Source organism: Citrobacter sp. 506, from assembly GCF_050434985.1.
Taxonomy (GTDB): Bacteria; Pseudomonadota; Gammaproteobacteria; order Enterobacterales; family Enterobacteriaceae; genus Citrobacter; species Citrobacter braakii.
The window spans coordinates 49,174-61,732 of sequence record NZ_JBNDJN010000008.1 but is presented as its reverse complement, the minus strand read 5'-3'; the positions used below and the strand labels follow the sequence as shown (position 1 = coordinate 61,732).

At 50.2% G+C, this 12,559-nt stretch carries 9 protein-coding genes; 4 read left to right on the top strand and 5 right to left on the bottom strand.

Annotation, left to right across the window (positions count from 1 at the left end):
- Positions 1-36: 36 nt before the first annotated feature.
- Both yjcO and fdhF read right to left on the bottom strand, forming a co-directional pair.
- Entirely contained in the window at positions 37-726 is a 690-nt protein-coding gene (gene yjcO / locus ABIE10_RS22145) for a Sel1 family TPR-like repeat protein YjcO (protein ID WP_016155379.1), read from the bottom strand.
- Positions 727-829: 103 nt separating this feature from the next.
- The gene (fdhF, locus tag ABIE10_RS22140; protein WP_077625710.1) at positions 830-2,977 is read right to left on the bottom strand and encodes a formate dehydrogenase subunit alpha; all 2,148 of its coding nucleotides are present in this window, start codon (positions 2,975-2,977) and stop codon (positions 830-832) included.
- A 288-nt stretch (positions 2,978-3,265) separates the two neighbouring features.
- Between fdhF and ABIE10_RS22135 the strand changes: the two genes are divergently transcribed.
- Positions 3,266-3,997: a response regulator gene (locus ABIE10_RS22135; protein ID WP_429157070.1), complete on the top strand. Its 732-nt coding sequence runs from the start codon at positions 3,266-3,268 to the stop codon at positions 3,995-3,997.
- A gap of 14 nt (positions 3,998-4,011) precedes the next feature.
- Here the strand turns inward: ABIE10_RS22135 and ABIE10_RS22130 are convergent, their stop codons facing one another.
- From ABIE10_RS22130 to ABIE10_RS22120, 3 genes are read right to left on the bottom strand one after another with little or no spacing between them, the layout of a single operon-like run.
- Positions 4,012-5,016, bottom strand: a complete 1,005-nt coding sequence (locus ABIE10_RS22130) for a carbohydrate kinase family protein (protein ID WP_153689813.1) — start codon at positions 5,014-5,016, stop codon at positions 4,012-4,014.
- On the bottom strand, positions 5,013-5,873 hold the full coding sequence (locus tag ABIE10_RS22125; RefSeq protein ID WP_016155383.1) for a ketose 1,6-bisphosphate aldolase: 861 nt from the start codon (positions 5,871-5,873) through the stop codon (positions 5,013-5,015). The genes ABIE10_RS22130 and ABIE10_RS22125 overlap by 4 nt, the downstream gene beginning before the upstream one ends.
- A gap of 14 nt (positions 5,874-5,887) precedes the next feature.
- Positions 5,888-6,571 carry a D-lyxose/D-mannose family sugar isomerase gene (locus tag ABIE10_RS22120; RefSeq protein ID WP_080860334.1) on the bottom strand — a complete coding sequence of 228 codons (684 nt, stop codon included), beginning with the start codon at positions 6,569-6,571 and terminating at the stop codon, positions 5,888-5,890.
- 549 nt (positions 6,572-7,120) lie between these two features.
- Between ABIE10_RS22120 and ABIE10_RS22115 the strand changes: the two genes are divergently transcribed.
- The 3 genes from ABIE10_RS22115 to ABIE10_RS22105 are packed head-to-tail and all read left to right on the top strand — an operon-like array spanning position 7,121 to position 12,536.
- A complete protein-coding gene (locus tag ABIE10_RS22115; RefSeq protein ID WP_235117450.1) occupies positions 7,121-9,661 on the top strand; it encodes a type VI secretion system Vgr family protein in 2,541 nt (846 codons plus the stop codon).
- Positions 9,654-11,750 carry a T6SS effector phospholipase Tle3 domain-containing protein gene (locus ABIE10_RS22110; RefSeq protein ID WP_137379677.1) on the top strand — a complete coding sequence of 699 codons (2,097 nt, stop codon included), beginning with the start codon at positions 9,654-9,656 and terminating at the stop codon, positions 11,748-11,750. Before ABIE10_RS22115 ends, ABIE10_RS22110 begins: the two co-directional genes overlap by 8 nt.
- A gap of 24 nt (positions 11,751-11,774) precedes the next feature.
- Positions 11,775-12,536, top strand: coding sequence for a T6SS immunity protein Tli3 family protein (locus ABIE10_RS22105; RefSeq protein WP_407056505.1), 762 nt, complete (start codon positions 11,775-11,777; stop codon positions 12,534-12,536).
- The last annotated feature ends 23 nt before the right edge of the window (positions 12,537-12,559 follow it).

Genomic DNA, 12,559 nt, shown 5'->3' with positions numbered 1-12,559 from the left:
CCGGATAAGCGTAGCGCCATCCGGCAATGCAAATCATTACCCGTTTGTTAACTTATCAAACTCTTCGCAGCCGGTATCGAATCCTTCCATACAGCTCAGATTCAGCCAGTGCAGCGCCTTCTGTTTATTCTTCACGATAAAACCCTGTTCACCGTTTAAGAACATCATCCCTGCCCAGTATTCGGAATAACCGGTGCGGGAAATGGCTGAGCTTCGTTTGAAATACCACGTCGCTTTCTCATCGTCAGCGGGAATGCCCACGCCGTTGGCGTAAATCAGGCCGAGTAGCATTTGTGCGTCGACGGCGGAGTCATTTTCCAGGTCTTCGGAGGCGTTTTGCAGCAAGGTAATGGCTTTAGGGTAATCGGTACGTCCAGCCTGGGTGTTGACCAGAATCCGCGCCAGGGTAAGTTCTCCCGCTTTACTGCCCGCTTTGGCTGCTTTTTCCGCCAGCGTTTTAGCCTGGGGGTAATCCAGACTGACCGGATTCGTAATTTTGATTTGCGCCAGTAGCGCGCAGGCGTCGGCATCGCCATTGTCGGCGGCTTTTTGCGCCCAATACTCGGCTTTGCTCAAATCGCCCGAACTGAACCAGGTATCGGCAAGAAAGTACTGTGCGCGACGATCCCCTGCCTCAGCGGCCTGTAAGTACTGGCTTCCTGGCTCAGTATCACTGGCATGGGCAAAGAATGTCATAAAGAACATCAATGCAATGAGTTGTTTCATTTTGAGTTTTATTTAGGGTACGGAATGAACAGTATAAAGAGATCGTATGGATAAAAAAACAGCCTCCGGGCGGAGGCTGTTGCAGAACAGTTACGTAAACGGACTAACCCATCGCGCTTTCGCGCAGGCTGGCTTTCAGCTTGGTGTACTCATCAATGACATACTGCTCGGCAGCGCGCTGATCGGCAATGCGTTCAACGTTAACGGCACAGTACTTGTACTCCGGCGTTTTGGTAATCGGGCTTAAGTTCTCGGTTACCAGCTCATTACATGCGCCAATCCACCACTGGTAGGTCATGTAAATCGCGCCTTTGTTTGGACGATCGCTGACTGCTGCACGGGTAATGACCCGGCCTTTACGCGAGTTAACCCATACCAGCTCTTCATCCTGGATGCCCAGGCGTGCTGCGTCGGCGGTGTTGATCTGGGCATAGCCCGGTTCATCCGCCAGCGCGGCCAGCGCCGCACAGTTACCGGTCATCGAACGGCAAGAGTAGTGGCCGACTTCACGCACTGTGGACAGCACCATCGGGTACTCCTCAGTGAGTTTGTCGATTGGCGCTACCCAGTCGCAGGTAAAGAACTGCGCCAGGCCGTTCGGGGTATCGAACTTCTCTTTGAAGAGATAAGACGTACCCTGGTCGGTTTCTGAGGTGTCGCGGCAAGGCCACTGGATATAACCCAGTTCGCCCATTTTCTCGTAAGTGGCACCGTAGAAATCCGGGCACAGATGACGCAACTCATCCCAGATTTCCTGGGTGTTGTTGTAGTGCATCGGGTAGCCCATACGGGTGGCGATTTCACTGATAATCTGCCAGTCCGTTTTCAGATCCCACTTCGGCTCAACGGCTTTAAAGAAGCGCTGGAAGCCACGGTCAGCCGCGGAGAAGACGCCTTCATGCTCGCCCCATGACGTAGACGGTAAAATAACGTCTGCGGCAGCGGCAGTTTTGGTCATGAAGATATCCTGCACGATGACCAGTTCCAGATCCTCAAAGCCTTTGCGCACTGCGGAGAGTTCAGCATCAGTCTGTAATGGATCTTCACCCATAATGTACGCCGCGCGGACTTCGCCATGCGCCGCACGGTGCGGCAGTTCACTGATGCGATAGCCGGTATGTGCAGGCAGACTTTCCACGCCCCAGGCTTTAGCGAACTTCTCGCGGTTAGCCGGATCTTTCACATACTGATAGCCCGGATAGGTATCCGGTAGCGCGCCCATGTCGCATGCGCCCTGAACGTTGTTCTGGCCACGAACCGGGTTAACGCCCACGCTTGGCTTACCGAGGTTGCCGGTCAGCATTGCGAGGCTGGTCAGTGAACGCACGGTTTCCACACCCTGATAGAACTGGGTAACACCCATGCCCCACAGGATGGCCGCGCTTTTTGCCGTGGCGTACATACGAGCAGCCTGACGAATATCCTGTGCGCTAACGCCAGTGACATCTTCGACGGACTCCGGCGTGTAGCCTTCGACAATCTTGCTGTACTCTTCGAATCCTTCTGTACGGGAGGCGACGAACGCCTGGTCGTACAGTTTTTCTTCGATGATGACATGACCCATGGCGTTGAGCAGCGCGATGTTCGAGCCGTTTTTCAACGCGATGTGCATATCGGCAATACGCGCGGTTTCAATTTTGCGCGGATCGCAGACGATAATTTTCGCCCCGTTACGTTTAGCGTTAATCACGTGATTCGCCACGATCGGGTGGGAATCCGCCGGGTTGTACCCGAAGATGAACACTAAATCTGTGTTATCAATTTCATTGATAGCATTACTCATTGCGCCGTTACCGACCGATTGGTGCAGACCTGCAACCGAAGGGCCGTGTCAGACGCGAGCGCAGCAGTCAACGTTATTGGTACCAATAACGGCGCGCGCGAATTTTTGCATTACATAGTTGGTTTCGTTACCCGTACCGCGAGATGAACCGGTCGTCTGAATAGCGTCCGGGCCATACTTCGCTTTGATGGCGCTCAGACGAGTGGCGACGTAATCAAGCGCTTCATCCCAGGAAACGGATTCCAGTTTGCCGCCACGCTGGCGACGGATCATTGGGGTTTTCAGACGAGGGGTCAGGATCTGGGTATCATTGATAAAATCCCAGCCATAGTAGCCCTTCAGACACAAGGTACCCTGGTTGGTTTTCCCCTGCGCCGCTTCAGCCCGGACGATTTTGCCGTTATCGACCACCAGGTTGATTTTGCAACCTGATGCGCAATATGGGCAAACCGTGACGACTTTTTTCATCGGTCTCGCTCCAGTTAATCAAATCACGCATACGCGCTTGTCGCTTGAGTTATGCATCTTTTATGCCATGTTTTTATCAGGGGCATTAGTCGATATTACGGGCGAATTTTGCGCAAAACCCTGACGAAAAACAGGCTGTCGTCATATTTGACGTGACGAATCTCCAATACGTGACGGCCCGGCAGTGTGACCGAGGTTATGTTTCCCACACATCCTTGTGCCTTATCGCTGTCACTCTGTGCAGAATCAATCACACTCATTTAAGTTGGCCAGAAATGGGGAAAAACAATGAAGCCAGCCATACTGGTTGTGGATGATGACATCGCTGTCTGCACGCTTTTACAGGATGTGCTGAGCGAACACGTCTTTGCAGTGACCGCATGTCACACCGGGCAGGGGGCGCTGCGCTGCATTGAGACTCAGCCGGAAATCGCTCTGGTATTGCTGGACATGATGTTGCCTGATATTAACGGTCTGATGGTGCTGCAGCAGGTGCAAAAGATGAGAGCCGGATTACCGGTGGTGATGCTGACCGGGCTTGGCAGCGAGTCGGATGTGGTTGTCGGGTTGGAAATGGGCGCTGACGACTACATCGGTAAACCGTTCAATGCGCGGGTGCTGGTGGCGCGGGTAAAGGCGGTACTCAGACGCGTCGGCGTGTTAACGGCAGAAAGTGGCAGCCCGCAAACCACGGGGCTTTCTTTTAACGGTTGGCATCTCGATACCGCCGGTTGCCAGTTACATAATCCTCAGCAACTGAAGGTGGAGTTGACGCAGGGGGAATACAGCCTGCTGCTGGCGCTGGCCCAAAACGCCCGCCGGGTACTTAGCCGAGAACAGTTGCTGGAACTGACGCGCAGCGACAGCGTTGAGGTGTTTGACCGCACCATTGACGTGCTAATCATGCGGTTACGGCGAAAAATAGAGAACAACCCGCATCAGCCGATGCTGATCAAAACCCTGCGCGGGCTGGGCTATGTGTTTGCCGCCGACGTTCAGCATCATGATAAGGCGGCGTAAACGTCTTATCCGGCTTACAAGGACGCTATATCGGCTTTTAACTCTGCCAACGTTTTCGCGCCGTCTATCGCGTTGGCGCACAGCAAACTGGCCCGTGCGCAGGCGTGTGCCAGCCTGACGCTGTCCGTCAGCGACCAGCGTTCATGACAGCCATACAAAAATCCGGCGCAAAACGCATCTCCCGCCCCGACGCTGCCAACGATCTCCTCCTGCGCCAGATACTGTGACGGGATCCAGACGCCCGGCAGATCCGGCGCTTCACCCCAGGCGCCTTCCGGACAGTGGATAACCACCCGCTGGCGAACGCCCGCATTCAGCAGTTCGCGCGCAGCGGTGGCGATGTGCGCAATATGCAGCTCCCCGTTGGGCTGGCGGATCTCCAGCCCGCTGAATTCCCCGGCTTCCAGCTCGTTAATTACCAGATAGTCGAGATGGCGCAGGGCTGGCATCACCAACGGCTGATAGCGCGGGTCGCCCTTGCGTGAAACCAGATCCAGTGATGTTTCAAAGCCGTTGTCGCGCATTTGCGCCAGCAGCCGTGCGCTACGCGTGCCGTACTCCTCATCCGGCATGTCCAGACTGTCGAGCAGCAGCAGATAGCCAAGATGGAAGATTTTCATCGAGGTATCCAGTTGCTCAAAAGCGGGCAGATCCAGCAGCCGGTTGGCGCCGGGCGAGTGGAAAAAGGTGCGCTGACCGCTGGGATCGGTCATCACCTGTGACATCGACGTGGGGGCGAAAGTCGTGCGCTGCACATGTTGGTGATTAACATGATACTGCTCCAGCATCGCCATGATGTAGTCGCCGTCGCTATCCTGACCGATTAACCCCACTGCCTGCAGTGGCAGTCCGGTGTGCATTTTCGCCAGCGTCAGCAGCACGTTCAGCGGCGCACCGCCCGTGGCGCGTTCGCTACGGATGATTTCCGCCAGCCAGCCGCGTTCCGGCCACTGCACAATTTGATGCACATGATCGACCAGCATGTTGCCTGCGGCGATAACGCCTCTGCGTTCCATCAGACCCGTCCCGCGCTGCCAAAAATACGCATCTGTTCTGAAACGGTATCGGTAATGGCCTCTTCGATGGCGAGCAGCAGTTCGGCAAATTCGTCGTACAGGGGCTGACGATTCGCTATTCTTGTCTCTACTGCCGACAGCGCCGCCTGCGACATGCCGGTATAGAAGTTGATTTTGTGAATGCCGAGTTCAATTGCGCGCTTGAAATCGTCGTTGCTGATGCCGGAACCGCCGTGCAGTACCAGCGGGATCGCCGCCTGCTGGCGAAGGGCGTCCAGACGTGGAAAGTCGAGCACCGGTTCGCCTTTATATTTGCCGTGTGCATTACCAATGGCGACCGCCAGCGCGTCAATCCCGGTTCTGTCGACGAAATCACGCGCCATCATCGGGTCGGTAAATAGCGACTCGTCGGCATGACCATACAACGCGCCGCCCTCATCGCCTCCCACCGCGCCCAGTTCGGCTTCCACCGATACGCCGACGGCGTGACACATCTTCACCACTTCGCGGGTTTGACGAATATTTTCTTCATACTCCAGCGTGGAGCCATCAAACATCACTGAACTGAAACCTAAGCGCAGTGCCCGAACCACCGACTCAAAGTGCAGGCCGTGGTCAAGGTTCAGCACTACCGGAATGTCATGCCGCGCGGCTTCGAACTTGACCGCTTCGACCAGAGAATCCAACGAGATATATTTAAAATGCACCTCGGCGATGTTGATGATAAACGGCGAACGTTCCTGCTTTGCCGCGGCAAACAGCGCGCGCAGGAAGTGTGAGTCCAGAACGTTAAACGCCCCTAAGGCATAGCGGTGCTCGCGGGCATGGGCAAGGCCATCGGCGAGAGATATCAACGGCATAATGCGCTCCTTGGTTAGCGGAACAGGCGATACTCATTACACAGCACCAGCTGCGCCGGTTCGTCTTCTTCAATGTCGTTATAGCGGGCGATCGGTTGCAGAAAGTGGTTATCGTGGTCGTCGTCATTAACAGAAGAAACCTCGCCGACCAGCACGTCGCCAAAACCTTCTTCCGCCCAGAAGCTGTGATACAGGCCCGGCGGCAGGCAGATGCTTTCACCCGGCGTCAGGCGCAGTTGACTGCCTGCCGCATGGGTTTGCCGACAGCCGTCAATCACCACGCTCACGTCGCTGTCCTCCGTTTGTTCTCGGAGCCCCGCATTCCACAGTTCCACAATTAAATTACCGCCGCCGCGATTGATAATGTCTTCGCGTTTACGCCAGTGAAAATGCATCGGCGTGACCTGGGCATCGCGAACATGCATGATTTTCTCGGCGTAGCATTTCTCGTAAGGCATTCCTTTCGGCGAGCCATTACGCAGGGTAAACAGCGTTAACCCTTGCGCGGCGAAATTGTTGCCGCCAAACGCGGTGACATCCCAACCGAGCTTAAGGTCGAAAACTTCGCTCCAGGCGGCGGGATCAAGCTTGCGCCATTGGGTCGGCGGGAAACTGGCGAAAGGGGGGAGATGCACGTCGTGCTGAGAGAAAAACTGGCGCGTGTGGCCAAGGATTTCGTTTATTGCTGAGCGTTTCATTGATTCTCCTGTGGCTGATAAGATGACCTTTATGCGGCCCTCTCTCAAAGAAGAGGGAGAAAATCAAAAGCTTTCCCATGGATAAAATGGACACAATCCGGTTACCTCTCCCTCACAGCAGAATAGGGAATAGTTATATTTTATTGTGTTTTTCTATGTGGTGATGTGATTCATTCAATAAAATGATAAATAAAAAGAGCATTTTCACAAATGTTATTGTAAATCATTATCTTAATATGTTTGTTTTTTTAGTCGAATCTCAGTTTTCTGCAGTCATTGGGATGTGAGCGCTGGCGTGTTGCCTCGCGATTAAAAATGAATAATACAAAATATAAATAATCTTATTAAAATCTGCTGCTATTGAATATAAAATATCGTTAGTTAACCTATCGTTTATATATCATAAGTGTACTACGTACTTTGCTAATAACTATTTGTTTAGTTTTAAAATATTTTTTTAGTAAAAAATAACCTTCTTAGTAGTCTTGTTGGTATGCTGATTAAACTTTATTCTTTATGTATTACTGTCTTTCTGCAAGGGATGCGATAATGAAAAAAGGTTCTGGCTTCTATAATCTTGAAGGTATGATTTCAGATGATAGTATAAATAAATACTTATTAACCATCAGAGGGTCGGTAAATTTAGGTGTACTTGATGTTGAATCAATTGACGGAAAGGAAAGTCTAAGCAAACCATATAGTTATAAAATAACATTCACTTCAAAATGTAAAGATATCCCTCCAGAATCTCTTCTTAATATTGAAGCTATGCTACAAATTAGAGCCCCTAATAATAAATGGAGTAAATATGTTCAGGGTTCTGCAATGTGGATCAATGAGCGGCAAATAGAAGGGGTTATTACATCATGTTCACTTATTAGCACTTCAGCGGATGAATCACTGTACGAAATCAGGCTGGAGCATAAGCTTGCATTACTCTCACGACGCAGGCGATCGGCTATTTACCTGAATATTAACGTTCCGAAACTGGTAACGCAGATCCTCAAAGAGCATTTTTTTGCTGATTATGAAATCGACTTTGATAAGCTTCTTTGTACCTATCCTGACCGGGAAATGATCGTACAGTGGGAGGAATCAGATTTAGCGTTTGTCAGCCGCATCCTGTCAGAAGTTGGGATCTGGTTCAGGATTGAAAATCATCATGCGGTTTCGCACATTATGGTGCTTATCTTTAGTGATTCCCAAAGCCGGTACATCTTCGATCAAAAGATTATGCATGCATCTCATGCGGGTCTGACAGCAAATGATTACGCGATCGATAAGCTGGTATCAAAGCACAACGTTGTCTCCGCAGCCGTTAAAGCAAAGAACTTTGACTACCGGCTTGCCAACTCGCTAATACTCAATGCTGATGCCGATGGGGCTGAACAAACATCGACGACGTATGGAGTGGATTATCGTTATGCGGATATTCACCACCAGCCGGGATCGAAATTTACAGAGGAACAACCGGGCGAATCCAGCTGGTTCTACGCCAAACTGCATCACGAAATTATTCTTAATAATCAATCTGCTTTAAGCGGGGTGACCACCAGCCCGTCGATCGCGCCAGGTATGGTGCTTGAAATCGACGGTACTATTCCGCAAGCGTTTACTTCAGGATTTGTGGTAACGGCAATGCGGGTGACGGGGAGGCGTGATGCCGCCCTTCAATCCCAACTGATCGGTATTCCTTACAGTGAGCGCGTTTGCTTTCGGCCGCAGCCACTACCCCGACCGCGTATCGTGGGTACGGTTCCCGCAATTGTTTCCTCCCGAATAGACAATGACAAATATGCCCATATTGATGTGCAGGGGCGCTATTGGGTGAAGTTTGATTTTGACCTCGACCAACATAAGCAAGGCTATGAAAGTATGCCCGTCCGTCTGGCACGGATTTATGCCGGTGATACTTATGGTCATCACTTCCCGCTCATTCAGGGGGCGGAAGTTGCCATTGCGTTTGAAGGTGGTGATCCGGAAAGGCCTTTCATTGCCCATGCGCTGCATCATGCTCCAAAGCCTGACCTCGTCACCAGCCGTAACAATACCCGCAACGTAATCCGTACTGCGGGCCACAATAAGCTGCGGATGGAGGACCGACGCGGACAGGAACACGTCAAGTTAAGTACCGAATACGCTAAAACCCAGCTGAACATGGGCCACCTTGTTGATGCTGGTGGTAAGCCGCGCGGTGAAGGCGCAGAACTGCGCACCGATGAGCGGGGGGTGTTGAGAGCCGCAAAGGGAATATTGCTGACGACAGAGGCGCAGCCAAAAGCCCAGGGCAAGCAGCTCGATATGAACGCAGTTGTTCAACAGCTACAGGCTGCGCTTGTACTGGCAACCTCTCTTCAGCAGAGCGCCCTGACGGCGCAAGCGTTAAACGTCGAAATGGGGCAACAGCAGCAGCTTAACGGCGCACTTGAACAGTTGACTCAGCCGGGGCTGGTGGCCTATGCCGATCAAGGTATGGCTCTGCTCACACCAGAAACCATGGCGCTGTCGGCAAACAAAGATCTGTCGCTGAATGCGGCCAATAACGGCAGTTTTAATGTTTTTAAGAAACTCTCCATGGCTGTCGGACAGGGTTTATCGCTTTTCAGCAGAGCGATCGGGATCAAAATTATTGCCGCAAAAGATGATATTTCCGTCCAGGCGCAGCGTGGTGAAATGGGCCTGCTTTCCGATCAGCATTTTCATATTCAAAGTATGAACGGCAATGTGACCATCAGCGCCAAAAAGAATATTCAGTTGCTGTGCGGGGGTGGCGGTATCCGAATAAATGAAGATGGCTCAGTAAAAATATTCTCTCCCGCTAAAGTGCAGTTGAAAGGCACCACTCTTGACTGGAGTGGGCCGGAATCCGTTAAAGATAAATCCCCCGTTTTTCAGGAAGACCAGTTTCACCGCCGCATTAAATTACATGGTTATGGGAATACAGACGATGTTCTGAAAAAGACAAAATTCAGACTGACTAAGGCCTCCGGTGAAATCATTGAAGGTGTTACCGACGATGAAGGCATGACGCCGTTACTGGATATGACGGAAATGGATGAAATGAAAATGGAGATTTTGCCAAATGAGTAACAGTCCCTTTAATCCGCGAGTCGTGGCGACGGGGGTACAAGGCGTGCCTAAATCCACCGGTGGAAAAATGGCAGTCTGCGAAGTGGCGGTTAAAAACCCTATGCCCTGTATTGTGATCCTTGTTCATGGTGTTAACGATGTGGGCGAGGCGTATCAAAATCAGGAGCAGGGGATCATTGCCGGCCTGAATGAACGTATGGGCCGTACGGATATGTATCCGCATGAATGGCACCAGTTCAAAATGGATATGGGCGATGGCGAACAGCAGCAGGTGAAAATGCCTGGGCGCAGTCCGGTGATCCCATTTTACTGGGGATATAAACCTGTTGATCATGCAACGTATATCGAGGACCAGCGGCGTTATCGTGATGAGCTGGCTAAATCAGGCAGCGCCGCAAAGCTGCCTTACAATGCCTACCAGGAAGATGACGCCACGAAGCTGGCAAAGTTAGGACACATTCCTCAAACCACGTTGAAATATCAGAATGATAATTTCGGTAATGTTCTCGACGATGTGTATGCCAAAGGCGGTGGTACCTTTGCGAATGCGACAACCACTATTCCGGATATGTTAGGCCCGGGCTCCGGCGGCCTGACGAATGGCGCTGCAGGATTTGCTTCATTTCATATGAATGGTGGGGATTTTACGCATCCTATTTATGATAACCCTCACCGTATTTATCAGTTTTTTGCCGCGCAGAGGCTGGCAGATTTAATCCTGATGATTCGAAATAATAAATCTACTGAAAACGACCCTATTAATATCGTTGCACACTCTCAGGGAACGATCATTACCATGCTTGCCAATATGCTGGTTAAAGAAGCAGGGGCGGACCCCGTTGATTGCGTTATTCTTAATCACTCCCCCTATGCGCTTGAAAATACGTTTGCCGAGAGTGCGACCCCCGGACATCACCAGACGGATCGCGCCCGTCAGCAGACGTTTAAAAATTTCTGTCATTTGATGGCGACAAACGATAAATATGGCAAAGGAGAATACCACACCGGAGCGGAAATTGATGATATAGAAGGCGCAACATGTCTGAGTAAAACCCATTCTCAATGGCGCAAGAATAAGCTCTATACCCGCAATAACTTCGGCAAGGTGTATAACTATTTTTGCCCCAATGACAGTGTTGTCTCATTACTTAACGTGCAGGGTTTTGGCTGGCGAGGCATACCTCACGACATTGCGAGTGGCATAGAGAATTTGCGCCAGCGTGTTTTCTGCGAAAATGGCCCCGATATAGGTTGTAGCCCCCAAAGCGTGCCTTTTGAAATGCCGACGTTAAAAAAGGGAAGTTTTAATCAGGATACGGGTTTTACTAAACAATATACGTTTTCCGATGTTGTGATTAATGGTGAACAACTTCCCGTTACTTTTAAGCATCAACTACAGGGGGTAGAGAGCAAGTATAAATATTCGTTAGAGCCTGATTCTCCCGATCAGGTCATCTCATTTTCTGCAAAAGCCACTACTATTTCCCGTACTGAGACAGATATTAAAAATCTCAGCGGCGCAGGTTTCGATTTTTTACAGCCAGGTCGGGAATTAACACCAGCAGAACTCACAATGTTCAGCAATAAATATGGTAAGCGTTATACCAAAGGCGCTGTCCTTGGAGGGGGATACAATAAAACCGTACAGCTGATTTATGAAAAAACGGCGGATGAACTGAAAAAAGAATGGATGCACTCAGACCCTGTTGGTTACAGCCAGCATTCCTCTATTGTAATGTCAAAAGATGCCCCAGCGAAAGCAATGGCCTTCGATCTGGCGGTGGGGATATGCAGGGCATTTGATTACGAAAATGGTGAGTTCTGGGTAAAACTACTTCGCCGTGGGGACTGGCGTATGAAGAAAAATGGTCTACCAAGTACTGTAGATTATTATAATACTGGTATATTAAATAATTTATATACAAAGCAGTTTATGAATAGACCGGATGATATTTTACCCAAAGGGATGTTTGGTGTGGTTAATGAATACTGTCATTCAACAATAGTTAAACCGGCAAGACATAATGAAATATACAATACGGAGATTTCCAATCTGCAATGGGACATGCCTGAGCCGCTTAACGTATAAGGACATTTTATGAAAAATAAATTGATGCTAAGTTTACTGGCCTTAATCCTCACAACGATGACGCTGACCGTTGAGGCAAAAGTGCCCTCGCAGATTATTTATCGCTATGATAATAACCGCTATCTGGAATTGAAAGGATTCAATTGTGATGGCGCACTTTGGTATCATGATACCACACGAAATATTCACAAAGAGTTAATTGATGGTAGATTTGCTTCCTTCAGGGTTTTCACCGGGGCCTATATCCACCCATCCGATAAATATATATTCATTCCAGACTGGGAACCAACGGCTTATCTGATATCCAAAGACTATGGTCAAACATGGCGGGTCGCAACCTATATGGCTTCTTTCCCGGCGCTGGAAAGAAACTCAGATGGGGTAATGCGTGATTATCCGGAAGGAAAAGAAATCAAAAGAGTGGTGGTGGTCAATAATCAGGCATTTATTACCACTTCGCAGAATCATTTGTATATGAGTTCATACCCTTTTGACGATCCGCGTCTAAAACCCGGCGGGCCGGGTATAGATTATAAATTCTTTGATGACACGTATTATCTCTACAGGCCAGGCAAGCATAAATCCAATGGCGAGTATGTGGATGCCCACATCAGACCTGAATCTCCAGGGTATGCGTGGGGTACGGTTATTTTTATGAAAAAAGGACTGAATAATCTTGTTGAGTCAGAAAAATCGAATTATCAAAACCTGCCCGACAAAGAACCGGAGGTGGTGGGCTATAAGGGATGGACCCGTATGCGCTGTGACCTGGATGCGGGAAAATAATGTGCAATGGGATATGCCTGAGT

Bases quoted from the DNA above. Each gene is read 5' to 3' on its own strand.
- ABIE10_RS22135 (WP_429157070.1), top strand. From the start codon at position 3,266: ATGAAGCCAGCCATACTGGTTGTGGATGATGACATCGCTGTCTGCACG.
- ABIE10_RS22105 (WP_407056505.1), top strand. From the start codon at position 11,775: ATGCTAAGTTTACTGGCCTTAATCCTCACAACGATGACGCTGACCGTT.
- yjcO (WP_016155379.1), bottom strand. From the start codon at position 726: ATGAAACAACTCATTGCATTGATGTTCTTTATGACATTCTTTGCCCAT.
- ABIE10_RS22120 (WP_080860334.1), bottom strand. From the start codon at position 6,571: ATGAAACGCTCAGCAATAAACGAAATCCTTGGCCACACGCGCCAGTTT.
- ABIE10_RS22110 (WP_137379677.1), top strand. From the start codon at position 9,654: ATGAGTAACAGTCCCTTTAATCCGCGAGTCGTGGCGACGGGGGTACAA.
- ABIE10_RS22125 (WP_016155383.1), bottom strand. From the start codon at position 5,873: ATGCCGTTGATATCTCTCGCCGATGGCCTTGCCCATGCCCGCGAGCAC.
- ABIE10_RS22115 (WP_235117450.1), top strand. From the start codon at position 7,121: ATGAAAAAAGGTTCTGGCTTCTATAATCTTGAAGGTATGATTTCAGAT.